The sequence below is a fragment of the uncultured Vibrio sp. genome, assembly GCF_947488985.1.
GTDB lineage: Bacteria > Pseudomonadota > Gammaproteobacteria > Enterobacterales > Vibrionaceae > Vibrio.
This window is the reverse complement of the sequence record NZ_CANLBV010000021.1, coordinates 35,895-60,216: the sequence shown is the minus strand read 5'-3', so window position 1 is coordinate 60,216 and position 24,322 is coordinate 35,895. Positions and strand designations below refer to the sequence as shown.

Here is a 24,322-nt window from a genome sequence, read left to right as displayed (position 1 = left end):
CTGGCATTCATGTTGATGTGGCTACCGATGTATTGTTGAACGCGAAATGTACAGCAAAGATCAACACGCCCTAGTCACTCCATTGAATATATTTAATACTCATGGTTTTTGACTCACTGCGTAAGTCCTTGTCAAAAGAGAGTGTAACAACCGAAAACCATCAAAAGCAGTAGTGCTAAAGCAAGAGCTGTGCCATGGTTAAATGTGCTGATATTGTAATCAAAATTGATAGTAAATAATATTTTCTAATCTGTATGTCGTTGATTGGATGCACCAAATTGGTGAGCGTAATGGTGCGTTCAATCCAAAGTGGTGCGTTTGGGCTAGGCGTATAAACTGCACATTATTACAATTTCCACACTCGTTGCAGTATCTAAGTCTCGAATGAGTATCTTTGTCTTGGTTAAGCTCTCGTATTACCGCCACACGTTAACTTTGTTACAGATCCAAGCCGTGTGGAAGTTGCCTTAACACAGCGGTAGATTTATCGTTTTAGAGGGTTGGTGGTGTTTCACTGATGATGTTTGTTTGATGACTAGTTTTGCCAAGCGACCAGAATCACGCCGACGGTGATAAGGACAATACCAAACCAGTTTGTGGTGCTGAGCTGCTCGCCAAGTAGCATCACACTGAATATGGCGACCAACACAACGCTGAGTTTGTCGATTGGTGCGACCTGAGAAGCTTGACCTAGATTCATCGCTCTGAAGTAACATAACCAAGATGCCCCAGTTGCTAACCCTGATAACACAAGAAATGTCAGTCCTTTCCCTGATATTGAGCTGATAGGCTGAAATTGTTTCGTTGCAAACGCGATAGCGGTAACGAGAACCAGAATGACGCAGGTTCTGATGAAAGTAGCAAAATCTGAGTTAATCGTATTCACACCGAGTTTTGTAAATACAGCGGTCATCGCGGCGAATACAGCGGAAAGTAAAGCCCAGAAAAGCCAAGAGGTTTGTGGCATTGTATCAAATCCATTAAAAGTGAGGGAGAAACTGCGCGCATTCTACCTTAGGAGCCGATAGTCGGTTATCTATATAACGAATAGTAACTATTCTCACTGATTTAACGACCTCGACCGTCGACCATTACGATGATTGTTTTAGAGATGATGCTCATATCAGCAGCAATCCACGATTTAACAGAGCATAGGCTTAACGCATAACTGTGGTCGAAGCCAACTTTACGACGTACATCATCAATGCAGGTGTCGTAACCTTGATTCACTTGTGCAAGCCCTGTGATACCAGGCATTACGCCATATGTACGGTCAGCAAAGTAAGGAATTTCGTTCTCTAGTTTGGTGTAAAAAGTAGGGCGTTCAGGGCGCGGGCCAATTAGAGACATTTCACCTTTCAATACATTGATCAGCTGTGGCAGTTCATCAAGACGAGTCTTTCTCAAAAAGCGGCCAACGGGTGTGATTCGTGGGTCATTCGCGGTAGCCCAAACTGCACCAGAGCGAGTTTCCGCATCTTCGTACATGCTGCGGAACTTCATGATCTCAAAGATTTCCATTTTCTCCGGTGTCGACTTACCTACACGCAGTTGACGGTAGAAAATAGGGCCACGAGAAGTGAGTGCAATCGCCATCGCAATCAATGGAAATACGGGCGCTAGTAAAATCAAAGCAATCAGTGAGCTTACAAAATCAAAAGTACGTTTAGCACGTGAGATTTTGTATTGGTATAGGTTTTGAGTAGATAGCTGTTCAATGTTCATCATAATAAGTCCTTAATGATTCGCTCGTGTCCAAGGTGAGTTTTCTAGTCCGATTAGGTAACGAATGCCACCAATGAAGTTGGCATAGTGTCCAATTATCAAATAAGTGATTAATGAAATAGGTTTGTTTACTAGACGCTTTGGCAAGATGCAGCCAAGTACGCCAATGGTATAAACAGCAACTTGAGCCCATAATAGTGCTTCAAATACCAAGTAGTTGCTAAGTAAGATTGAGCACACTAAGCACACAATCATTAAATAGGGAGTGAGTAGGCGAAGCCCTTTTCCTGAGAAGAACGCAAACGCGATGCCTTTGAACTTCGGGCTAAACAAACCAAATAATCGAATCGCTTGCTGCATGTTGCCCGCTGAAATACGAAGTCTTCTTTTAAAGTCCGTTTCTAGGTTCGATTCTTCTAGTTCTAATGCCACCATTTGGGTTTCGTATTCGGCGATGTAACCTTGTTTAACGATTTGCATCGGTAAGATGAAATCATCATTAATAGTGTTGAATGGAAGCAGTTCGAACAGATGTGTTCTAAACAAGTAGAAAGCGCCATGAGAACCCAAGCTAGAACCTAACGAAGCCTCAGACTCTTTAACGGCGGTTTGGTACTGCCAGTAGGTGTTTTCGCCTTCGTTGCCTGTTGGGCAAAGCTGGTACGTTGCGTTTACCACTCCAACTTTGTCACTTTCAAAGTGAGCGGCGGCAATAAGCAAGGCATCCAATGAAATAAGGGCAGATACATCACTCATCGCTGTAATGTCACTGGTTATACGTGTCACTTCTTCATTAACAACCGCGACTTTACCTCGGTTTACTTGATGGTCATGTATCTCAAAATAAACATCACTGCACATTGCTTCTTGGATGGTCATCTGAGCGATATCGACGGTTTTATCGGTACAGCCATCACAAGCGATGATCACTTCCAGCTTCTTCTTTGGGTAATCTAACGAAGCGAGATTACGAATCTTGTCTGCTATCCATTGCTCCTCATTAAAGGCGGGAACAAGAATGGTGATAGTCGGTAACGTACAATCTTGCTGTTCCTCTTTGTAACAACGATGGCTCTCTTCAACTTGACGTGCAGGGTGGCCTTTCGCATACCAACGCAGTAACAAAGGGTAGGCTGCGTGATGATAGACAATCAACGCGCCAGACCATAAACACAGTCCCGCAAGCAACCAATCAATCATGCGTAAGCTCCTTCTGAGATGTTGTTGTAAGACGAGACCATTTTGATGATGTCGAAGTTCTCAAGAACGTAGTGTCGAGGTGATAAAAAACGTTCATTTTGATTTTCTAACAAGGCATTGGCTAATCCCGTGATACTGCCTTTTTTAACGAGTGTTCCGCTGATTGGGCACAAGGTTTCATCGACAGCGCCAACGTCCATTGCGACGGTTGGGATATTGCATGCTTGTGCTTCGAGTGTAGAAAGCGGTAGTCCTTCGTGGCGTGAAGGTAGGCAGAAGGTATCCAACGCTCCGTAAAACGTGGTCATGTCTTCAACTAGGCCTAGAAAGAACACTCGGTCACTCAGATTCAAGCGGCTAGTAAGTTGCTCGAGTTGATTGCGTTTGGTACCGCCGCCAGCCAATACGACAACCATATTTTCAGGTAAAAGAGTCAGTGCTTTAATAAGTTGGTCTTGGCCTTTGACATGTTCTAGTCGGCCTGCACAACCGATGATGTGTTTGTCTGTCGGCAGGTTTAGACTTGCTCTTGCCTGTTCTTTCGACATTGGCTTAAACTTCTCACAATCAACGCCATTTTTGATGGTAATGATGTTCTCATAAGAAAAAGCGGTGCGTAGTTGGTTATAAACACGTGTTGCGTCGGCAACTAACGTTGGTTGAGCAGCCTTTAAAGCAAGCGCTTGTAATCGACGACGTTTGTTGTTGTTCAGATGCCAAGCGTCATGTTCGGTATGGATTCGAGTTGGAACCCCTGTTACGCGAGCGGCATAACCAGCGTATAACAGTGGGCCAATATGGTGGGTATGAACCACATCAGGGCGAATCGCATTGAAGGCTTTAATTAGCTTAATAATGATGTTGAATTGTACGCCTGGTGCTTTATCCAAAAAGACGATCTGTTCTTTGTATGGCTCTAGTTTCGGCCAGTTGTTGACCGACTCTTGTTTTGTACCTTCTAAACTGACAATCAATACTTGGTCTGTTGGCTTGGCAAGGCGCAGCAAATCCAGAGTTAGGGTTTCTAGTCCACCCGGCGCAAGGTGCTGAACAACGTGTATGATCTTTTTGCCATGCTTCGTTAAATGCGTATTCATAATTCGGACCCTGCCTTTATAATTCTTGTTTCGCCTTTCTGACGTTTCTCTTTAAGTAACTTCTTTAAAACGTTTAACTACACAAGGAGATTGCAGGAGTTATGCCAACAAAATAACACCCAATTTTCAATTGCTTACGGCATTTTGTTCTAGGGCGGTTTTCATTTCTCAAAATGGGAATCAAAACAAAATGCGATTGAATGGCAGTTTGAATCATAGGGCTTGGGTAAATCGAAAGTAGCGTTAAAACTTAAGGCTGTATAAAAGCAAAACGCCAAGCTAGTGTTGGCGTTTTCTGATAGGAAATAAACCTAAGTTAAGCTTAGATTTTCTAGAGTTAATTAACTCATTTTAGGAATAACGGTAATCACAGGAACACCCAAAATATCTTCAATTTCGCTTTTACGTTTGATTGAAGAGTCAAACAGTTCGAACAACACAGCTAAGCCAGCACCCAATCCGATACCTGCAATGAATCCAGCCAGAATAAAGATAAAAGTCGGCATGTTAGATTTGATACTCGGTGTGAAAGGCAAATCAATAATCTTCACACGTTTGTTTTGTTCGAATACACCAAGCGAACCCGTTAGCTGAGCCATTTCATAACGCTCTGTCAATTCATCATAGAGTTGACGCTTGATTTCAACTTGACGTTTAAGGCGGTACATCTCTTTTGCATTTTCGCCGAAGTTATTCGCCTTGTGTTCTAATTCGAAAATCATAGTACGAAGACTTTTGGTTTCTTCAGTTAAAGACTCAAAGCGAGCACGAACCAGTTGTAGGCTGTGTAGTTGAGTGACCAAAAGAGGTTGGGTATCAGAAAGCTTGTTCAGTGTCGTGCTACTTGCGATGTCCCAAAGCTGGTCGCTGTTCATCGTTGGCTGGGTTACGTCGAGCAAACTCTTTCGCTCATTTTCAAGTCTTTCTAATTCTCGGACTTTAGCTTGTACAGCACTGTGTTTGTCTGTGTATTTAGCTTGTAGCAAGGTAAGGTCGCTTCGAATGTCGATGATCTGGTCCTCTAATTTACCTATCACTGGGTTGGTTCTTGAAAGTTGTTGGTCGATTGACCCTAAGCTTTTTTCGACACCCGACAATTCAGCCTCTTTTTCCGCCAGTGTTTGTTTGAGTGATGCTAAGCGATTCAAACTTTGGCTTTGTACCTCTGGCGTCGATTGCACGTTTTCGTTCATGTACAAGGCTAAAGCTTCTTCCGCTTCTTCAAGCTCCACACTCCGTTTGTCGATATGAATTTTTAAGAAGTTACTTGAGTCTTCAATCGATGAACGTTCCGGCGCGAGCAACTGTTCAATGAAATGTTCACTCACCGAGCGCAGCGTTGCTTCCATTCCTGTTGGTGTATTGGAGGTTAAGCTTATTTTTAGAAAGTCTTTTCCAAGCTGAGTCACCGACAAACGCTGAGACAGGTCAGTAATGATCTCTTGTTTCTGAATTTCAGGCATATCTGGCGTGGTTAATTGCAGTTCATCAGCGACCGAGTAAAGCACATGTCGACTGTGAAGCAGTGTTCTCAATGCGTTAAGTCGGTCTTTGAGCATGGTCGAAACGGCGATGTCTTCCAAGAAGGGATTCATCTTGGCCGTTTCTTGAATCAACATACTAGTATGCGCATCATATTTAGTCGGAGCCAACTTGCTCACACCAAAGCCTACAAAGGGCAAAATAAGCATTGGCAGAACGATAACGTAGCGTTGGCGCCACATCGCATTGATGATGACTAATAACCGCAATTTCAGATTATTCATAATAGCTCCAACATCCAATGTACGAAGTTACCACGGTTCTGCCAGCTGTCTTGTTCGACGACAGAGATAGGTGAATTGCTTAGCTGGCGCGCATGATCAAGCGCCCAAATCATTTGGTTGGCACTGCCAACCGTGGTTACGTGCTCTTGATATGGAAGCAAAGCAGGGAACGGCGTTGTGATAATTGGTGTGCCAGCCGCAAGGTATTCCATTAGTTTGAGTGGGCTGCACGCTCGGATTTGCTCGTTATCAACAAACGGCAACAGGCTTACATCCCAGTGTTGAGAATAGCTTGGCAGGGTGTGATGTGGACGTGGGCCAAGGTAATGTACGTTGCTCAACTTAGGTAGCATGAGCGTATCAAGCTCGTTTGGACCAATGAAAACAAAGTCCCATTCCGGCATCGCATTCGCGACACGTTCTATCATGTCGTAATCAAGCCACTTAGAAAGACTTCCGTAGAAACCAGCAATAGGGCGGTGGTTACTCGGTAAATCTTTTGCTCTTGGTGCGGGTGTTGAAAATAGGTCTACGTCGACACCATGTGGTAGCAGGTGCGCTTTATGTTTTGGAAATTTATCCATCAATTTTTTGCTAGCTGCGAATATAAGCGTAGCCTTATCGATCAATTCCGATTCGTGCTGTGCAACGGTGTCATGATCAACACCAGCCAGCGCGCTAAAATCATCGCCGCAGTAATAGACCACAGATGACTCGCCTAAGTGTCCGCACAAATCAACAGCGGTCGGAAGAGAAGTCCATAGGATAGGCGCGTTAAGATTAAGCTCCGCAATCACTGGCTTTAGTTGGTGCTGCATCATTTGCTGAGCCAACTTTCTAGAAAATTGAGAAGCAGGTGCAGGGATTGTCTTTAAGTTAACGATAGTAATATTATCGTGTCCCTCAGAGTCAAGCATGTTTTGAGTAACGGCTTTGGTCTTGCCAAACAATTTGTTGAACGCTCTTGCCGCATCTTTAGCGGACAGCTTCGGTTGTCTTAGGCCAATAGAGTTGATCCATAAGACTTTGTGTTGCTTAGCAAGGTGACGAACTAAATGTTGAGTCGATGAAGGCAGGCCACCAAAGTCTTCACCAAATACGATTAAATCACGCATGGTCACCTCCATGAGTCTCTAGTAAATCGAAGACATCGGATTCTGTCACTTCAACGGATTTAATCTGACCGACAACTCGAGCTGGGTTACCACCTGCGATTACGAAGGCAGGGATATTCTTTGTTACTACACTACCAGCAGCAATCACAGCGCCTTCGCCGATGGTTACGCCACCTTTAACTGTCACATTCGTACCTAACCATACATCTTGTTCAAGAATGATATCGCCGATTTGCTGAGGGTCATCACCTTCACCTAGTGCTCGGCGTTTTGCATCAAGTGGGTGTCCAGAGTATCCAAATAGGAACGCACCACCTGCGATGCGTACGTTGTCAGAGATAACCACTTTACCTCCAACAGCGATAGTCGATTGCCAACCGATGTCGACATTGTTACCAATCGACAATAATGGGTGTTCCAAGCCATCAAGTGGTTGAGTACAACCAGAGAATGTAGTGTGACCAGAGATACGGCAGTTATCTCCAATCGAAATGCGTACCGGACCACTGACGAAAGGGAGACCACCATACAAATACAGGCGTTTACCACATCGAGCCACACGACCTTTGAAAGCCGGGGTCCAGTAGAAGAATCGCGTAAAGCCAGAAACCAAGCTCACCACTAGCTTGTGCGCTTGATATAGGCAGCTATTCAGTATTTGAGGGGTAGGTAGCTCTGCGCTTCTGATGTCTTTCAAAATGAAAAAGACATTTCTAATTCGAGAATTAGGATGAAACTTAAGCCAATGTTTGAATTGGTGGATAGATACTGACGTCATAATGAAACTCCTTATGTCTTGTTATATAGGAGTACTTTCATATACTGTGCCATAAGCTAATCCATTATTTTTCAATGATTTAAAATTATGCTTTTAGGTTTTCTCATTTTGACAAGCAGTTTGGGATACGTTGGAAACACATACAGTGAGTGCAGCTAGTATGTAAATGGGCCAATTGAACCCCTGAGTTAGGAAGGTTCCCGACACAATAGTACCGATAAGACCGGCGTAAACAGCGTAAGCCACAGCGTTAAGTTCTGGCGGCACGTGTGTCGTAGAATTTGAAAGCCTTGCGAGCGTTGCGCGCGAAGTTTTGATCAATGAGGCAATCAGAGTGACAAAAATAATCAGGCCGATGAAGCCCGTTTCGGCTAACACGCCAAACCAAGTACTGTGCACTGCGTGATTAAGACCGTCCCAATGAGAGCTGTAAAAGAAGTAGTTAGAGAAGAAGTTGTTTAGCCCAACGCCAGTCAGCGGGTTGTCTATCGCCATTTTTATTGCTGCTTCCCATGCGTAGATCCTACCCATGGCAGATTCATCGATGCCTTGCTCTGCTGCGCCACCAGACGCTCGATCGGAAATTCCTGCAACCAGATAAAGTACGACGGCAGCAACTGAACCTAACGAAATCAACAAGACTTTAGAATGAACCAACTTCCACGCAAAGATGCCAATTACAGCGATACACCCCAACAATCCACCACGACTTTGAGTTGCTATGATAGCGGCAAGCAACAGAACGCAAACTAACGCACTGATAATTCGTTTGAAATAGGAAATGCCGGGGGTACTCGCTTGGCTAATTGTGAAGGCGAGTGGGAACATAAGTACCAGCGACAGATCGTTCGGGTCACCGAGCATCGAGCCAAAGTCTCGTCCTATGGTGACCCTTGAACCTTCGACCAATCCAATACCGTTTATGGAGTTGTAGACCGCTATCGCACTGACCAAAGCTCCGGCGTAAATGATAGTCATCGCCGTTTTTGCCAAGTTCTCTGTGGTATTCACCAGCCAAGCAATTGCGAGGGTCATGACAATGATCTTCCAATAAACGCCCGTGAATTCAGCTAATGCAATAGGTCTATTCGAGGCAAAGACAACCCCTATGGTGGTTAAAACCCAGAATATTGCAAGCCAATTGAATGAATGGTGCCAAAAGATCTTTAGTTCTTTACTGATCAGTGAATGCCATAAAAGGGCGGACAAAGCGCCCATCGACAACAGTAAAGGTATTTTAAGTGGATAAAGTTGTGGTAGCGCCTCATGAATCCGGAAGAAGGAAAACACCACAAACAAAAGTACAAACCAAAATGCTTTGTTGATAACGAACAGGGCACCTAAGGGAATGAAAGCAAGGACAATAACAACAATTGGGTGAGGGACTAGATACCAAGCAACGCCGATCATCAGGCTCAGGAAACAGAGTCCGACAATCAACGGTGTTCGATTCACTTGGTCTCGCATTGTATTTTCCTTAACCTAGCTAACTTCCAACTAATTAAAGTAATAGCAAGGTGAATGCCAGATGCGCACTTGATTTAAATGTTTGTATTTATTGTGTTTTTTAAAGTGGGCAATGGCTGATTTTACCGTTGTTCAAAATGAGAATCAAATTGGCAGCGGTATGAGTCAAAGATTATTCAAAGAGGTATGCGGAGTTTAAGACGTTTAGTTACCGTAACACGCCAATATTTGTGGAATGACAGCCTGGGGGGAGTAGTGTTCAATAATCGTGTTTCTAGCCTTTTGACTCATGACGTATTTTTCTTGGCAAGAAAGGCCAAGCCATTCGATTAAACATGTTTGCAGTTGTGTTTCGCTTTGTGCGATATACCCGTTGGTTTGGTGTTCAATCAACTGTGGGAGATTACCAACATTTGTTGCAATGACAGGTATTCCACGCGCCATGGCTTCGAGCGCTGCCATGGGTAACCCTTCATATCTGGATGGAATAACTAAAACATCAATGGCTTGCCATGCATTGCTCATGTTGGTTTGGTGGCCATGAAACGTGAGATTTTTGCAGTTACTGCTTTCTAACACTTGTTTTTCTGGGCCATCACCAAATAGATGAAAATGGTGAGCCGGGTTAGTTTGAGCAAGCGTAACAAATCGATCTGGTGCCTTTTCATGACTTAAACGACCAACGAATCCAACGTGATAAGTCGAATCTGCAATCTGAGCATCGTCAGAAACGTTAGGTGAGAGTGAATGTTCAGGAATCGCGATGAAATTGTTGAGTCGGGTGCTTTTCGAAGGGAGCTTATCTTTAATTTTATCGCTTACCACCAATGAATGATCAGAAATCACGCTCGTATAACGGTCTAAAAAGTCATAGAACCACACTTTTCCAGTTGGAGTTTCGCCTGCGTGATAAGTTGATATTTGACGTGGCTTATCGGAACTACTCGTCGTTAACTTGGCCAGTTTAGCGACAATACTCGCTTTGTAGCCATGAGCATGGATGTGTGATGGTCGGAATTGAGTAATAGCCAGTTTCAGTTGTGACAAGGCATTACCTTGACTTGGTGCGATGTCGCTGAGATGACAAAAAGGAAGTTTAAGTTGAGTCAAACGAGTGATGATAGGGGGAAGAGGTTCGAACTTGGTAAGAAGTATCACTCGTGCTTTACGTTGATGCTCAATCAAGCCTAACGCTAACTCAATGACATGAGTTTCGATCCCTCCAAAGGTTTGGCTGTCGATTAACAGCCAAATCTCTTGAGGCTCAGGATTTGTGAACTCCTGAGCCTCAAGAGGTTGGTTTTGATTAAGCTCTTCGAGGTTAGGCTTGATTGTACTCATCTTCCGATTCCCAAGCCTGTTTCTTACGATAAACCGTAGAAGGGCTGAGCTCCAATAACACGGCTGCATTCAACACGTTACCATCGCAATGGTTAATAGCATGTTGAATGGCTTCACGTTCAATCTGCCACATTGGACGAATAGCACCGCTGCTGGTGGTGAAGGCCGGCGTCACCGGTTCGTTGTTCGTTGGAACTGTTGATGATTTCTCCAACTCTTCCGGAGTAATCGCTGGCAACTTAGCTTGTGGTGCTTCAACAGCTGGTTGGGGCGCAGTGACTCGAATTGGTGACACAGGCTTCGTTATGGCTGTATCCGTTTTATTAATGGGAGCGGGCAGCATGTCTTTGGTGACACAAGCTTCGTTGTTGAGCACTACTATGTTACGAATAATGTTTTGCAACTGACGCACGTTGCCTGGCCACGCATACCGTTTAAGTAGATTTTGCGTTTCTTTATCTATTGATTTGAATTTCTTCTTGTCTTGCTTGGCGTACAGCTTCAAGAAGTGATTAGACAGCGTGACAATGTCACTCGCACGTTCGCGAAGTGGTGGCATCTCGATAGGCACAACGTGAACGCGATAGTAAAGGTCTTCTCTAAAGCGTCCTTCTTCTACTTCAACCAGTGGGTCGCGGTTGGTCGCACAGATAATTCTAACGTCAACTTTGATTTCTCGGTTACCACCGAGCGGAGTAAACGTACCGGTTTGTAAAAATCGCAGGAGCTTCTTCTGCATCTCCAGTTCCATTTCACAAAGTTCATCGAGAAACAGTGTGCCGCCGTGTGCTTGCATTGCTGCGCCTTTACGGTCTGTTGTTGCACCGGTAAACGCACCTTTAACGTGGCCAAAGATTTCACTCTCCATTAGGTCTCGAGGGATAGCGCCACAGTTAATAGCCACGAAAGGTTTACCATTCCGCTGACTCTCTTGGTGAATCGCTTCCGCACACACTTCTTTACCGGTACCGCTTTCGCCGTTAATAAACACGCTAGCAGTGGTTGGCGCTACCGAATCAATGATCTTGTAAACCGCCTGCATGGGTAGGCAAGAGCCGATGAAATTATGGAAGCGGTCACGATCGAACTTGCTTTGCATGTTATCGACGAGGTTTTCGAGCTTGGCTCTTTTTAGATGTAAGCGGACAGAGGTCTTGAGTCGCTCGGCTTGAATCGGTTTTTCTAAGAAGTCTTCCGCGCCTCGCTGGATAAGGTCTACTGCAATGTTGACTGACCCATGGGCAGTAGCAATGATGACCGCGGTCGGTATTTCATTGTCTTGAATCCAATCTAGCACCTCTTCGCCGGGCATATCGGGCAGTTTAAGGTCGAGAATGACAAGCTGCGGTGAATGTCTTTCAATGAAGGTTTTAGCTTCCGCTCCAGTTTCGACGTGTAAAATATCGTAGGGCTCGTCTTTAACGTACTGTTTGTAGAGAACGGCGAGTGAGGTGGAGTCTTCAACTAACAATACCTTAGGGCGCATTGTGTATTCCTTTTGAAACTTTATCCTAACCAATCAATAACATAGTGACATGTAACCATCAATACGATTTGAATGTAATTGTTATCTACCGCATGCAATCTCTTAATATCGCTTTGTGTTGTGGGAGTGCACAGTAAATAGATACATAAGTAGTCAGAAAACGATCAGCTGAATCCCACTTCTTTTCGTTCAAGTAGGGCTTCGATTGATCGGTCTGCAAGTTCGAGCAACTCATCAATTCGCAGAAACGCTTCGTCGTGTTGCTGCTCTAAACATTGTTGCTCTAAAGCACGTGATAACTCGCCCAATGGGCGGTTACCTAACGAAAGCGCAGTGCTGCCGAGAGTATGTACTTCAAACTCAAGTGTTTGAGCGTCTCGATTGCTTGTTGCTTCTCTGATCGCCACCAAGCGAGTTTGTGATTCCGCCACGTAATGGTCGATTAATATGGGGATGATGTCCGCACTGGTGTCTCGAATCATTTGTTCCAGAACGCTTTCATCAACAAGCTCGAGGTCTACTTGGTTAGTTACATTTTGAGGTGTGTCTGACGTTAAAGTCGAATTCATCAAACGAAGTCCTTTTGTTAAGTCGTAATCCAATACGTCTGCTTGAGCTTAATATTCATTGGTACTATTAAGTTTTAGTCATTTTATAGAATAATTTCAACTGCTTGCCTTAAAAACTATGGCATTAAATCGTGTTAAGAGACGTTTTGGAACACTCAAACTATGGATGTAACAATATGATTTGATGTATTTTTATTTATGAAATATGCACTTAAGTGTCTAATAAGCGACTCGTAAAGAGGGCCGACATAAGGGAAAGGTTGAACAAAACAAAAGGCCACTGCATCAAATCAATACAGTGGCCTAGGTTAAGTTGGTGCGTAGAATCCAGTTACGCTAAGGATTAGATTCTGTCCAATTAAAGTAAAATAGCGTTTAGGCTAAGAGGCTTTATCAATCTTTGGCTTTGGGGAAGGTTCTACCTCTTCCTCGCTATTTTCAGAGAAGATATCCGCTACAGCACTTCTCTCAAGTTCGCCTTTAAGGTTACCTTCCTCATCAACAACAGGAAGAGAGTAATCACAAGACATGGTGTCTGGCAGAACTTCTTCGATTACAGCGTCAGGCAACACCGCTGGCACTTCTTCGTAAATCTCTTCACTGAAATCATGCACTGAGGAATCTTCAACCGCATCTTGCAGGCTTTCTTGGGTCACTAAGCCCTGATAGCCGTCATCGGTCACGTGATAAGCGTAATCGTTTTTCAGCATCTTCATCTGAGCAAGAGCACCTTCAATGGTTTCCGAAGTAATGCGGTAGAGAGGAGGCTGCATCACTGTTTCTACAGTCAATGCTCGGGCACGGTTAACGTCTTTTACGAACGCTTCGACGTAATCATCGGCAGGGTTCAAAAGAATCTCATGTGGCGTACCTTGTTGTACTAACTCACCGTCTTTAAGGATTGCGATTCGGTCACCTAAGCGCAGAGCTTCATCCAAGTCATGGGTGATGAAAACAATCGTCTTATGAAGCTTTTCTTGAAGCTCGATAAGTTGATCCTGCATCTCGCTACGAATCAAAGGATCGAGAGCTGAAAAGGCTTCATCCATCAGCAAGATTTCAGCGTTAGTACACAGAGCTCGTGATAAGCCGACACGTTGTTGCTGACCGCCAGACAGTTGGGCAGGGTACTGATTACCGTAGCCTTTCAAACCTACAGTCTCTAACCATTCGTTGGCTTTCGCTAAACGGTCTTCTTTCTTGATGCCTTGAACTTCCAATCCGTATGCAACGTTTTCAACCACAGTTCGATGAGGCATTAGGCCAAAGCGCTGGAATACCATCGACATTTTATGACGACGGAACTCTTCCAATTCCTTAGTGTTGAGGCTCATTACATCAATGCCCTCAACCGTGATCTTGCCTTCGGTTGGGTCAATCAAACGGTTGAAGTGTCGAATCAAAGTCGACTTACCAGAACCTGAAAGACCCATGATAACGAAGATTTCGCCACGATTGATTTCGAGGTTTATCTCTTTCAAACCAACGGTATGGCCAGTATCTGCAAGAATCTCGTCTTTGTGTTGACCGTTCTTAACTCGGTTCATCACCGACTGCGGCTTAGGGCCAAACACTTTGAATAGGCCACTAATTTCTATTAATGGTTTAGTCATGTTTGAATCCTCCTAGGTGCGCATTGGTTCGTCGCGCATATGCCTGTGAAGCTCGGTCAAATAGAATCGCGAGGGTAACGATCGCAAAGCCGTTCATTAAGCCCAAAGTGAAGTATTGGTTGGTAATGGATTTAAGAACCGGTTGGCCTAAGCCTTTAACACCAATCATAGACGCAATAACCACCATCGACAGTGCCATCATAATGGTCTGGTTGATGCCTGCCATGATCGTTGGCATCGCGAGAGGAAGCTGAACGCCCCATAAACGTTGCTTTTTGCTCGCACCAAATGCGGTAGCGGCCTCAAGCACTTCTTTATCGACTAAGCGTATACCCAAGTTCGTTAAACGAATCACAGGTGGGATAGCGTAGATAACCACGGCGATCAGCCCTGGAATTTTACCGATGCCGAGTAGCATCACCACAGGGATCAAGTAAACGAATGCAGGCATGGTTTGCATAATATCAAGCATTGGCGTAACGATGGATTGAGCTCGATTGGAACGCGCCATCGCAATACCAATCGGGATCCCCAAAAAGATCGAAACCAAGGTACACACAGTGATGATACTGAGCGTTCGCATGGTGTCTTCCCACATTCCAAAGTAACCAATAAGAAGCAGAGAACCGACACACCCTAACGCCAGTTTCCAAGAGCGACTTGCGGCGTAGACAAGGCTGGTACACACGGCGATTACAATAATCCAAGGTGTTGATATTAGGAGTTTTTCAAACCAAACAAGGAAAGCAAGAAGAGGGTCAAAAAGGGATTCAATCAATTCTCCATATTCACGGGAAAAATCACGGTAAGCACCATCTAGCGCTTTTTTTATTGCTCGTAAATCAGAGCGTTCCATCTCAGGAAAGCTTGATAACCAATTGCTGTCGGCCATTTTATATCCTTATAGTTCGGAGTAACTTGTCCTTACCACTCGTTGAATATGAGTAAGAACAAGGCTCCGAATTATGAATAACATCAAGTATAGCGACGTTATTTCCGTTTTAGTGAAGTCTAGTTTTTGCTGAAATATCGCTAGTTTTAAAATCTAGCAGTTACAGCTCAGCTTCAATTTTCTTAGCGACTTCGTCTGAAACCCATGGGTGCCATACTTCTGGGAACTCGCTTAAGAAATGTATACTCGCTTCTTCACCATCGGCTTGGTTGTCTTCCATCCAAGCAAGAAGTGCGTTCATTTTGTCGTTAGTGAAACCACGTTTCGTAAAGTAGTCATACGCTTCCGGTGCGCGTGACGCGAAACTTTCAGTGGTGATCGTGTGGACAGGTGAAGGCGGGTACATGGTCGCTTTTGGTGATTCACAGCCTTCTTGAGTCGTACAGTTGATGAACTCTTCTTTATCAACGCCACTGCCAAAGTCGACTTTCACCATGTCGTACTTACCAAGAACCGCAGTTGGTGCCCAGTAGTAACCAAACCACCCCTCTTTGCGTTCGTAAGCTTTAGCTATAGATCCAGATAAACCAGCACTCGAGCCTGGGTCAACAATGCTGAAACCGCTCTCTTCTAGAGCAAGTGCTTCAAACAAGTTTCCGGAGCTGATCTGACAGTTCCAACCTGCAGGACAAGTATAGAATGCGGATGTATCTGGGTCTTCTGGGTGCTTGAACATGTTAGCGTTCTTACGTATGCCTTCGATAGTGGCCATTTCTGGGTATTGCTCAACGAGGTAAGCTGGAACCCAAAAGCCTTCTTCACCGCCATTGACCAATGCTTTACCAGCATAACGAAGACGTTTCTCTTCAACACCTTTATCAAGGGCATCTTTCAGGCTGTTACTCCAAAGCTCTGGTGCAACATCCGGTTGGCCTTTCTCAATCATCGACGTGCCGGTTGGCATTGTATCGCCAGGGATAAGTTCAGCATCACAACCGTATCCGTGTTCTAGGATAAATTGGTCAATATTGGCGATTAAAGTTGCAGAGTTCCAGTTCATGTCTGCGATTGTTACGCTGCCACATTCTCCAGCGTTAGCATGACCACTGGCTGCTGCTACTAACAAAAATAGGGAGCTTAACTTGTATTTCATATTGAGTTTCCTTTCTCTTTAATAATACAACCAAGCTAATCAAGGTCTGTTGACTAACTAAATTGCTCGATGGTGATCCTTGCCGTGCACTTGAATCATTTGAGCAGAAGTAGGATGGGTGAAGTTTGAATGGATAAACGAGTTAAATCAGTGCAGTGTGATTGACTCATTGATACATTCCATTTCAGCAGCCATCGTATATTTTGCCAAATCATTACAAATTAATCAAAAATCACCTCCATTTATAAGCCTAAGGAATATATCGACAAATGCCACCTTTGAGTCGATTTACATGGTGCTTTAACTATCTGTGTCACATTAACGCGAAAGTTAGACGTAGGGATGTTGATTTATAATGGGACTTAAAGGTGGTAAGACCATGATTTAGGTGTGTGAAATGCGTTGAATGGTTTTAAACATCGTATTTTTAGCAAGAATTTCGCCAAAAATAGTAAAAATTCATACTGGGTGAATTAGATCTAAGGCTAATAGAATAGTTGGCTGTTACGCTTTCCATATCAGCTAACAGACAAACACAAAAGTTACATCGGCATGTTTAAAAACTCGTTTTGGGACAGCTTATTTGTCAGGTTATCTCGAAGTCTAGTTGGAATAAAGGTCATTCGGTTGAGCTGTCTTACCAGCTCCTGAGCAAAGCTTGGAGCCTGTTTCATGTTCATCACACTGCCTACCAAGTTTATGCCTGGGGCTTCAAGGAGCTTTTTCGCTTGTTGTAGATGATGAGTGGAAGTTTCACCATACGCAATAACCATCAGTGTGCTGTCACAAGCACTAGCAACGGATTGAGTTGGAATATTCCCTTTATTGATGTTGAGTAGAGGCGAGGTATCAATCACTACTCGGTCGTACTTCTCTAACCATAGATTGACCACTTTTTTCAGCGTTGTTGGATCCTTATAAGCCAGTTTAGTCGAAGCCAATTGTGGCGCAGTAACACCCATGAATAGGCGCTGAGATTCAACATGCTCTATTAATTGACCTTGCTGATTGTCTTCTCGCATATTTAAATCTTTGAACGCCGGATTCAATAAGTTGAGATCGACATAAAGTGTAGAATGGCCCGCCAACAGAAAACGCTCAGCTAAGGCTGCTGCAATAGATGTTACCCCGTCACCTGAATGACAAGCCGTTACACAAATCGAATTGTGGGCGTTAAGCTCAGAAGCCAAATACAGTTGCTCGATTTCGGCATGGGTCGCTGAAATAGTCATCATAAAGCACCTATTAATAATATGGTGGTGGTAATTCGCAGTATGTCATCCAGTCCAACACGTGCTTTTTCGATAAAGCTTTCACGGCGATCTGGGATGTAAATGGTGTCGCCCGCGCGCAATACAGGCAGGTTGTAAATGTTGGCCGTTTTGCTGAATTCAACAAGGTCGAAGGTGCGAGCTTGACCTTGGCAGCAAGACATATTGACGATGGTAATTTTTTCTACGTAAGCATTATCGGTAGGGCCTGCTGCTTCTGCCAAGATATCCAAAATGGTCATGTTGTCGTTGAACACATAACGTCCCGGATTTTTAATCGCGCCAAGCACACGTACGGTTGTCTCTTTTGGTGTATCTAGCCAGTTTTTACCTTTCTCTGGGATATAAATGGTGTCGCCAGTGGTAACGTTTGGCAGCAAGGATTCATCACCAGTTTCAAAGTACAGTGATAGATTGAGTTTACTTACTTGAGAATAGGTTTTGTCGCGGTGTGTTACGCGAACATTGTGGATGTCGGCATCCTTGGTTGGGCCATCAGCTGCTGACAAAATATCAAGGAAGTGCATGTCTTTGGTGAAGCGGTAGCGACCGGGAGCATTCACTTGCCCAAAGATATAGATAGAAGCATCAGAGCTTTGACGAACCCATTGTGATTTGTTGTCTGAAGGATCTTGTGGCAAGTCATGAACCCGCACAATAGACCCTGCGCGAATTTGCGGCATTTGGTCACGGGGCGCGCCATTTCGGATGAAATCATCAAGGTTAAACACAACCAATTTTCTACCGGTTACTACTTCAATTTTTGATGTATCAGCACGCAGAGTCGGTCCGCCGACATGCGCCAGTAATCCCATAAAATTCATTTCATCTGACCATTCAATACGCCCAGGTCGGTTCACTTCACCAATCACGTTAACCGCTCTGTCTGGCGTAATTTTCAACCAAGACTTCTCGTTCATGTCGGTTTTCTCAGGAACGAAAATCGCGTCACCAGCTTTGATGCTCGGAGGATTAGAGTTAGGTAAGCCTTCAGTGTAAGCCGCTAAATCGAATTTAAGCACTCTGCCATCCGCTTTGATGACACGGATTTGTCGTGACTCTGCAAATCGAGTCGGGCCACCCGCATTGGCAAGGATATCCATAAAGGTCGCGTCTTTTTTGCCTTCAAAAGCACCAGGGGCAGCGACTTCACCCATCACGTAAACCATGTTCGCACCCGATTTAATCTCTTCTTCTTGTTTCGGAACAAAAATGGTTGAGCCGGGTTGCAGACTTGGCAACAAGCTTTTATCCCCAGAATCTAGGTAGCGCTTAAGATTGAACAGAGTAGGCGTGTTGTTTGAAATCACGCGAATTTGCTCGACGCTGGCATAACGAGTTACACCACCAGAACGCATCAGTACATCAACTAGGTCAGTGTTTTCTTTATAAGTAAATGAGCCAGGTGCGTTCACCTCGCCAAACACCTTGATGGCGTTGCGAGAATCCGCACTATCACCAGAGTTAGCAAGTTTTGCTGCATCAAACTCTTGTTCGATATTACCAACAAGTGGGGAAGCTGGAACAAACAAAGAGTCTAACGATTGCAGTGTCGGTAGGTTAGCTTCGTCACCGGAATCTAGAAAACGTTTGTAGTTGAACTCTTTTTTGTCGGCACCACGTTTTAAGATCAGTTTGTCGAGCTGTGCGCCCGGACGTAAACCGCCAGCTGCATACAACGCCATTTGGATACTAGAACCCAATGCGAGCGTGTACTCGCCCGGTTGTTCTACATAGCCTTGCACGTAGATGATGATTTGCTGCTCTTTCACATACACTGAAGCGGTTGAAAGATCTTTATAAGCGGTTGCCAGCGATTCTAGAACGACTTTGTTAAGCTGTTCGCTGTCGTAACCTGCAACAAACACAGCGCCTACTTCAGGAAGGGTAATACGTCCACGCTTATCCACTTGGAACCCTGTGTTTAAGGTACTTTCACCGGGTACGTTAACTTGGATAAGGTCACCGACTTGAACCGCGTCTGAAAACTCGTCGTTAGCATTGACGACATTCGCAAAGCATAACGATAGGGTGATGATAAAAGCGATCAAGGATTTCATAGTCCACCTCCCATTTTCTCGGCATTCTTAGGCGAGATAATTTCGATACTTACTCGGCGGTTCGTTAAACGCGTGCCGTCAGATTCACCCTCAAAAAGAGGAACGGTTTCGCCAACAGAGACGGCTTTGATTCGTTGAGCGCCTAGTCCAAAAATAGTCAGGTAGCGTTCGACTTGTTTCGCTCGTCCAAGTGCTAACTTATCGTTATATTCTTCGGCACCCGTTGCATCAGCATGGCCGGTAACAACAAGGTCCAGAGATTTGTGTTCTTTAAGTAAAGTGGTTGCCTCGGCCAGTCTTCCCATATATTTAGGATTTACTTCAGTAGAGTTTTCCGCGAATTGGTTGTCAACATTAAGCAGGTCATACAGCTGTTCAATCACAGACAACTGCATACGGAATTGGTTTTCGTTTTTAGGCGGCTCACAGCGAGCTTGCGAAGTGACATAGTCAAGTTGGACTTCAAGTTCGTTAAGGCGTTTTCTTTGGATGACAAGGTCGTTGGCGGCATCCAGTAACAAACCGCCTTGCAGTTCTCGTGCGATACGATTTTGCTTTTCGATTGCTTGAACAACGGCAGCAGGGAAACACCAGCGCGCACCTTCTTGGATTAAGGCATCTAAATGTAGTTTTGCTAGTTGCCAATCGAAACGTAGTCCGTGTTCAGGACCAAGTGGCTCATCGGGCATGACAGGAGAGAAGTCAGAGTTCTGATAATTAATCGAGTCGTAACTTTCCGCCAAACCTCCGGTGCCTTGTTCTGGGTAACTTGTGCAACCCAGAACTAGGACAGACAGAGAAAGGGCTATGTAGTTTTTAAGTTTTTTCATGCCAACATCCTTTGTTTTTCTTTTTATTATTATTTTTAGTTACTTCTAGCTTAGTGGACCTTCATGAATTAGTTGGATTTTTTGAGTTAACAGGGATAGCGTGACCAATACGCAGCAGATTCATAATTTCAAGAGGCTGCCCCGTCACATTTTCGAGTCGCATATTGCGTTCGCGTTCAGTGAGACGTTTGAACATATAAACAATTGCGCCAACACCAGATGAATCTAAAAACTTAACTTGGCTAAAATCAACTTCGATTTCAGGGTGGCCATCGTTGGAAATCACATCGTCGATGTCTGTTTGTGCATCACGACTGCCTGCTGCATCCAAATCACCGAAAATAGAAAGTGTCAGTGTCGTTGTATTTAAATCAATCTTACGTAGTTCCATAGCGATATCTCCTCTTAAGTATGTATGGACAATTGCACTGAATGTGCCAACTTTTATATCGTTATTTTTCAGTTGGTTACATTCAGTGCGAATTGCCATCTCAAATTGAGAAAAGCCGTTTCTCAATTTGAGAATTAAAAACGGCGGAACATATGAGAGTTATAAATCATTAATTTAATGAATAAGTGCAAAGGTTAGATAAGGTTGACGAGTTGATCGCATCTTCTCGCAAAGATTGTCTAACGGCGTGTTAGAGCGCTTAGGATTAAAGGCATTTGTTGACCACTACAGATATTAATACGGAGCAGATGATGAGATTAACCAAACTGGCTTTAGCCACTCTATGGGCGTGTTCGCTTTCATCTCATTCATCCTATTTCCCGCCCGATCATTTGGTGCTTGCAAACTCCTATCAGCAAGGCATAGATGTTTCTGAATACTGGAAGAGCGAAAAACTTGATGGGATTCGGGCTCTATGGGATGGACAACACCTTTACACTCGCAATGGAAATCGCATTTACTCACCGAAGTGGTTTACGGAAAACTTACCTAAGGTCCATCTCGAAGGAGAGTTGTGGGCCGGAAGAGGCAAGTTCCATCTCGTTCAATCTACCGTTCTCGATCATACGCCGAGTGACACAGCATGGCGGCAAATAGATTTCATGCTGTTTGATATGCCAGGCTCCGCAGGAGATTATCAAAAGCGCTATTACAACATTTTGCACTGGGTAAGCGTGATTGGAGAGCCTCATGTCAGCTACATAGAACATATACCGATTCACAGTGAAGAAGCACTGTTCCATCAACTTGATAATGTCGATGAGCGTAATGGCGAAGGTTTGATGCTGAGAAAGATCACCAGTCGTTATCAAGCAGGCCGAAGTAATGACTTGTTAAAGCTCAAAAGGCATCACGATGCCGAAGCCACAGTTATGGGCTACAAAAGTGGGACAGGGAAGTACAAAGGGATGATGGGTTCAATTTTGGTTCACACAGAAGAGGGTGTGGAATTTTATATAGGCAGCGGGTTCAGTGACCAAATGAGACTTACACCGCCTGAAATCGGTAGCCGTATTACCTTTCGCTACAATGGTTTTACTCAAAACGGAAAACCCAAGTTTGCCCGCTTTGTTCGAGAGAAGAGTGAATATTAAGGCACATATGATCGATTGACCATTAAACGAAAAAGAGCCCTGAAAATCAGAGCTCTTTTTGTATTCGAAATTAGGGCGTGCGAATCTAACGAGAGCTAAATTCTAACTGTACGTCGTCGTCCTGATTGTGCATCCAGTGTAAGCGCATACCCAGCATAATCGCAGCTGATGTTAGACCGACAATGAAACCAACCCAGAAGCCGTGCGCACCCATAGGTTCAACAATCCAATCTTTCATTCCTAGAATGTAACCGATAGGAAGGCCAAGCAACCAGTAAGCTACGAAGGTAATGTTGAAGATTGAACGCATGTCTTTATAGCCACGCAGAGCACCTGCAGCGATAACTTGGATGGCATCAGCAAATTGATAAACCGCAGCGAAAATTAATAGTTGCATTGCCACCGCAATCACCGTTGTATTCTCGGTATACAGCAACGCCACTTGCTCTCTCAATAGTACGGTTGGCAATGCGGTCATTAACGCTGTCACTAGACCAACAACAATCCCGACATGGGTTGCTATCTTGGCACCTTCTGTGTTGTGTTGACCCAATTTATGTCCCACACGAATACTCACCGCGGCACCAATACTCATTGGGATCATAAATACCAACGAAGAGAAGTTAATCGCCACTTGGTGTGCGGCCACAACCAGTGATCCTAATGGAGCAACCAACAGGGAAACCACTGCAAACAGAGTCACCTCGAAGAAGATTGCGGCGGCAACTGGGAAGCCAAGTCTAAACAGACGAATTTGCGCTTTCAGTTGAGGTTTATGAAAGGTGCCGAAGATATTGATTTTTGCCAAACGCTTTGATGTTAAAACGTAACCGAACAGCAGAGCAAACATCACCCAATAGACGATGGCCGTTGCAACGCCACAACCCACGCCACCAAGCGCAGGTGCTCCCAGTTTTCCGTATACAAACATCCAGTTAAGTGGAATGTTTATCAGTAAGCCGATAAAGCCAATCACCATGGCTGGCTTGGTGAGAGACATACCATCCGTAAAACTTCTCAATGTTTGGAACAACAAAAATGCAGGAACCGCAAACATCACGGCATCCATATAGCCAATGGTCTTTTGCGCCATGAGCGGTTCAATGTCCATCCACTCCAGTATTAATCGCGTTTGAAAAAGCACACCAATGATCGGCAGGGAGATGACAAGTGCTAAAAAACCACCTTGTTGGATCTCAAACGGAATCTTTATTTGGCGGTCTGAGCCATTCAGCTGTGCAACAACAGGAACCAATGCCATTAACAACCCAACACCAAATAGAATCGAGGGAAGCCAAATACTGGCAGCAATGGAAACGGCCGCCATATCAATCGCACTTACCCCCCCAGCCATCACGGTATCGACAAAGCCCATTCCAGTTTGTGCGACGGATGCGATCAATACAGGGGTCGCAAGTTTGATTAAGTTTGAGGCTTCTTCTTTGTAACGATGCACAAATAACTCCAAATAAGAGAGATAATGAGAATAATAGTGTAGGAATGGGCATTCTGAAGGGAACAGAGGTATAGCGCTTAAGCTTCCACTGGACGAATCATAAAGAAATGTCACAATAACTGCTATGAAAAAATGTGACTAAAACAGCAAATAGGAAACTTATGTTTACAGGTATCGTTCAGGGTATGGCAACGCTGGTTGCAATTAACAAAAAAGAGCACTTTCAAACCCATATTATTGAATTATCGGATGAAATGATTAATGGCTTAGCAATTGGTGCTTCAGTCGCTCATAACGGTTGTTGCTTAACGGTAACGGAAATTTCAGGTAACCAGATTGCTTTTGATTTAATGCAAGCGACATTGCGATTGACGAACTTAGGCCAGCTGAATATTGGTGACAAAGTGAATGTTGAGCGTGCAGCTAAGTTTGGTGACGAAATTGGCGGGCATAGCATGTCTGGTCACATTACTCTGGTGGCTAATCTTGTTGATGTGATTAAGACAGAAAACAACCGCACGCTTTGGTTTGAGCTGCCTCAAGACTCAATGAAGTATGTGTTGAGCAAGGGCTACATCGGCGTTGATGGTTGTTCATTGACAATTGGCGAAGTGGAAGAGAACCGTTTCTCTGTACACCTGATCCCAGAAACGCTGAATCGCACTCTGTTTGGCGGCCGTGAAGTAGGCGACCAAGTAAACATTGAGTTTGATCCTCAAACACAAGCCATTGTTGATACGGTTGAACGTGTATTAGCAAACCAAAAACTGGGTTAGATTACTCTTGGTTTATTAATAGGGTGTTGATTCTATAAATACGCGATAAATAAAGCCGAGTGTTAAATTAACGTCGCACTCATCTAAAGAGCACCCTGGGTGCTCTTTTGGGTATTCGGTCGCTTTGATAGTGTTTACATCGTGCGTATTTTTATATCGTTAGCACTTTATATCGTTAGTGC

The 24,322-nt window shown here is 44.3% G+C and carries 21 protein-coding genes; 2 read left to right on the top strand and 19 right to left on the bottom strand.

Going from position 1 to position 24,322, the window contains the following annotated elements; translation table 11 throughout:
* Positions 1 to 535: 535 nt before the first annotated feature.
* The 18 genes from Q1A70_RS07255 to Q1A70_RS07170 all read right to left on the bottom strand — a co-directional run bounded on the left by Q1A70_RS07255 (position 536) and on the right by Q1A70_RS07170 (position 20,754).
* The gene (locus Q1A70_RS07255; protein ID WP_299692550.1) at positions 536 to 967 is read right to left on the bottom strand and encodes an EamA family transporter; all 432 of its coding nucleotides are present in this window, start codon (positions 965 to 967) and stop codon (positions 536 to 538) included.
* A gap of 101 nt (positions 968 to 1,068) precedes the next feature.
* Positions 1,069 to 1,728 carry a sugar transferase gene (locus Q1A70_RS07250; protein ID WP_299692546.1) on the bottom strand — a complete coding sequence of 220 codons (660 nt, stop codon included), beginning with the start codon at positions 1,726 to 1,728 and terminating at the stop codon, positions 1,069 to 1,071.
* 9 nt (positions 1,729 to 1,737) lie between these two features.
* Positions 1,738 to 2,925, bottom strand: coding sequence for a glycosyltransferase family 2 protein (locus Q1A70_RS07245; protein ID WP_299692543.1), 1,188 nt, complete (start codon positions 2,923 to 2,925; stop codon positions 1,738 to 1,740).
* Positions 2,922 to 4,022: a glycosyltransferase gene (locus tag Q1A70_RS07240; protein ID WP_299692540.1), complete on the bottom strand. Its 1,101-nt coding sequence runs from the start codon at positions 4,020 to 4,022 to the stop codon at positions 2,922 to 2,924. Before Q1A70_RS07240 ends, Q1A70_RS07245 begins: the two co-directional genes overlap by 4 nt.
* Before the next feature lie 341 nt (positions 4,023 to 4,363).
* Positions 4,364 to 5,788, bottom strand: coding sequence for a Wzz/FepE/Etk N-terminal domain-containing protein (locus tag Q1A70_RS07235; RefSeq protein ID WP_299692537.1), 1,425 nt, complete (start codon positions 5,786 to 5,788; stop codon positions 4,364 to 4,366).
* The gene (locus Q1A70_RS07230) at positions 5,785 to 6,903 is read right to left on the bottom strand and encodes a glycosyltransferase (protein WP_299692534.1); all 1,119 of its coding nucleotides are present in this window, start codon (positions 6,901 to 6,903) and stop codon (positions 5,785 to 5,787) included. The genes Q1A70_RS07235 and Q1A70_RS07230 overlap by 4 nt, the downstream gene beginning before the upstream one ends.
* Positions 6,896 to 7,681, bottom strand: a complete 786-nt coding sequence (locus Q1A70_RS07225) for an acyltransferase (protein ID WP_299692531.1) — start codon at positions 7,679 to 7,681, stop codon at positions 6,896 to 6,898. The genes Q1A70_RS07230 and Q1A70_RS07225 overlap by 8 nt, the downstream gene beginning before the upstream one ends.
* Positions 7,682 to 7,774: 93 nt before the next feature.
* A complete protein-coding gene (locus Q1A70_RS07220) occupies positions 7,775 to 9,148 on the bottom strand; it encodes an O-antigen ligase family protein (protein WP_299692528.1) in 1,374 nt (457 codons plus the stop codon).
* Positions 9,149 to 9,352: 204 nt separating this feature from the next.
* A complete protein-coding gene (locus tag Q1A70_RS07215; protein WP_299692525.1) occupies positions 9,353 to 10,489 on the bottom strand; it encodes a glycosyltransferase family 4 protein in 1,137 nt (378 codons plus the stop codon).
* Complete coding sequence (locus Q1A70_RS07210) at positions 10,470 to 11,975, bottom strand: sigma-54 dependent transcriptional regulator (protein WP_299692522.1); 1,506 nt, start codon at positions 11,973 to 11,975, stop codon at positions 10,470 to 10,472. The genes Q1A70_RS07215 and Q1A70_RS07210 overlap by 20 nt, the downstream gene beginning before the upstream one ends.
* 164 nt (positions 11,976 to 12,139) lie before the next feature.
* On the bottom strand, positions 12,140 to 12,544 hold the full coding sequence (locus Q1A70_RS07205) for an Hpt domain-containing protein (RefSeq protein WP_299692519.1): 405 nt from the start codon (positions 12,542 to 12,544) through the stop codon (positions 12,140 to 12,142).
* A 380-nt stretch (positions 12,545 to 12,924) separates the two neighbouring features.
* Complete coding sequence (locus tag Q1A70_RS07200) at positions 12,925 to 14,157, bottom strand: glycine betaine/L-proline ABC transporter ATP-binding protein (RefSeq protein WP_299692516.1); 1,233 nt, start codon at positions 14,155 to 14,157, stop codon at positions 12,925 to 12,927.
* A complete protein-coding gene (locus Q1A70_RS07195) occupies positions 14,150 to 15,049 on the bottom strand; it encodes a proline/glycine betaine ABC transporter permease (protein ID WP_299692513.1) in 900 nt (299 codons plus the stop codon). The genes Q1A70_RS07200 and Q1A70_RS07195 overlap by 8 nt, the downstream gene beginning before the upstream one ends.
* Before the next feature lie 160 nt (positions 15,050 to 15,209).
* Positions 15,210 to 16,202 carry an ABC transporter substrate-binding protein gene (locus Q1A70_RS07190; protein WP_299692510.1) on the bottom strand — a complete coding sequence of 331 codons (993 nt, stop codon included), beginning with the start codon at positions 16,200 to 16,202 and terminating at the stop codon, positions 15,210 to 15,212.
* Between the two features lie 542 nt (positions 16,203 to 16,744).
* On the bottom strand, positions 16,745 to 17,434 hold the full coding sequence (locus Q1A70_RS07185) for a chromosome partitioning protein ParA (protein WP_299692553.1): 690 nt from the start codon (positions 17,432 to 17,434) through the stop codon (positions 16,745 to 16,747).
* Entirely contained in the window at positions 17,434 to 19,533 is a 2,100-nt protein-coding gene (locus Q1A70_RS07180; RefSeq protein ID WP_299692507.1) for an SLBB domain-containing protein, read from the bottom strand. Before Q1A70_RS07180 ends, Q1A70_RS07185 begins: the two co-directional genes overlap by 1 nt.
* Positions 19,530 to 20,363: an OmpA family protein gene (locus tag Q1A70_RS07175; RefSeq protein ID WP_299692504.1), complete on the bottom strand. Its 834-nt coding sequence runs from the start codon at positions 20,361 to 20,363 to the stop codon at positions 19,530 to 19,532. Before Q1A70_RS07175 ends, Q1A70_RS07180 begins: the two co-directional genes overlap by 4 nt.
* Before the next feature lie 61 nt (positions 20,364 to 20,424).
* On the bottom strand, positions 20,425 to 20,754 hold the full coding sequence (locus Q1A70_RS07170; RefSeq protein ID WP_299692501.1) for an STAS domain-containing protein: 330 nt from the start codon (positions 20,752 to 20,754) through the stop codon (positions 20,425 to 20,427).
* Positions 20,755 to 21,065: 311 nt separating this feature from the next.
* On the opposite strand from Q1A70_RS07170, the gene Q1A70_RS07165 reads away from it, so the two are divergent.
* Complete coding sequence (locus tag Q1A70_RS07165; protein ID WP_299696823.1) at positions 21,066 to 21,908, top strand: DNA ligase; 843 nt, start codon at positions 21,066 to 21,068, stop codon at positions 21,906 to 21,908.
* 85 nt (positions 21,909 to 21,993) lie between these two features.
* Here the strand turns inward: Q1A70_RS07165 and Q1A70_RS07160 are convergent, their stop codons facing one another.
* The gene (locus Q1A70_RS07160; RefSeq protein WP_299690030.1) at positions 21,994 to 23,364 is read right to left on the bottom strand and encodes an MATE family efflux transporter; all 1,371 of its coding nucleotides are present in this window, start codon (positions 23,362 to 23,364) and stop codon (positions 21,994 to 21,996) included.
* Positions 23,365 to 23,525: 161 nt separating this feature from the next.
* Here Q1A70_RS07160 and Q1A70_RS07155 point away from each other — a divergent pair, with 161 nt between their 5' ends.
* A complete protein-coding gene (locus tag Q1A70_RS07155) occupies positions 23,526 to 24,140 on the top strand; it encodes a riboflavin synthase subunit alpha (protein WP_299690033.1) in 615 nt (204 codons plus the stop codon).
* The last annotated feature ends 182 nt before the right edge of the window (positions 24,141 to 24,322 follow it).